The sequence below is a fragment of the Rhizobium sp. BR 317 genome, from assembly GCF_047445835.1.
Lineage (GTDB): Bacteria > Pseudomonadota > Alphaproteobacteria > Rhizobiales > Rhizobiaceae > Rhizobium > Rhizobium paranaense.
Genome location: NZ_JARWLB010000147.1, coordinates 1 through 1,134, shown reverse-complemented (window position 1 = coordinate 1,134; position 1,134 = coordinate 1). Strand labels below are relative to the sequence as shown.

2 protein-coding genes and 1 pseudogene are annotated in these 1,134 nt (G+C 56.1%); all 3 read left to right on the top strand.

Going from position 1 to position 1,134, the window contains the following annotated elements; all coding sequences use genetic code 11:
• Positions 1 to 112: pseudogene (locus QD357_RS32425) on the top strand (conjugal transfer protein TrbJ); the annotation flags it as partial.
• On the top strand, positions 109 to 309 hold the full coding sequence (gene trbK / locus QD357_RS32420; RefSeq protein ID WP_004129962.1) for an entry exclusion protein TrbK: 201 nt from the start codon (positions 109 to 111) through the stop codon (positions 307 to 309). The pseudogene QD357_RS32425 and the gene trbK, both read left to right, overlap by 4 nt.
• A partial coding sequence (gene trbL, locus QD357_RS32415; protein WP_414126099.1) for a P-type conjugative transfer protein TrbL occupies positions 303 to 1,134 on the top strand: 832 nt, incomplete at its 3' end. The genes trbK and trbL, both read left to right, overlap by 7 nt.

Below are 1,134 nucleotides of genomic sequence, written 5' to 3'. Positions count from 1 at the left end.
GCTTCAGACTGAGCAGACCGACAAGGACTTGGCACAGGCCCGCCGAGAGAAGTTCTTCAATGCTGAGGTGAAGAGCATCCCCGAAGGTCAAAAGATGGAGCCCCGCTGGTGAGCCGAGCTGTTGTTATTGCCGTMCTTGTGCTTGTTGCAGCTGTTTCGTCTGCGGCGACKGTACTGATCGTTAATTCCAGGGAATCCAGTAAACCTGCGCTCGCTGAAGAACAACGCGCCGTCAGGGAGAGGTTCTTTGGCTCGAGCAAGGAGCTGCCGCCGATAACGGACGGCCAGGAGATACGCCCGAGATGGTGAAGCGTACCCTTGAACAATCGTTCCTGATCGCAGGCCTCCTTTGCCTCGTCTTTGCAGCTCCCGCCTTCGCGCAACAGGGACAAGTCCTGACCGAACTAGAAAATCAGGTTTCGACCGCCGCGAAAGGATGGGAAACCACCATCATGGACGCGGCAAAATCCCTCTTTTGGATTCTCGCCACCATCGAGATTGGCATTGCTGCTGTCTGGCTAGCAATCCAAGCAGCATCGCTTGAAAGCTGGTTTGCCGAGCTTGTCCGGCGCATCATGTTCATCGGCTTTTTTGCGTTCGTCCTGACCCAAGGGCCTTCTTTTGCCCGAGCCGTTGTCGACAGCCTTTTCCAGATCGGCGCCGGTGGCGGATCGGCGTCGCCGGCCGAGGTCTTCGACGCCGGCATTCGGGTCGCTTCGCAGATGTCACAACAAGCACAGTTCGGCGTGTTTGAGGACAATGCGCTGGCTGTCGCAGCTGTGCTGGCGATGGCGATTGTCGTCATCTCTTTCTCACTTGTGGMAGCGATTTTTGTATCGGTCATGGTCGAGATGTATGTCGGGCTGCTCGCCGGCATGATCATGCTCGGGCTGGGAGGCTCATCCTATACCAAGGATTTCGCGATCCGATACCTAGTCTATGCATTTGGAGTCGGGATGAAATTGATGGCGCTCGTGATGATCGCCAAGATCGGATCCCAAGTCCTCCAAGGCCTGGCGACTGCTCCGACTGCGTCCTCCGATCAATTCGTCACGACCTTGGCCATTGCCGGCATTTCAGTCGTGGTCTTTATCATCGCCATGTATGTGCCAAGCATCATTCAAGGTGTTGTTC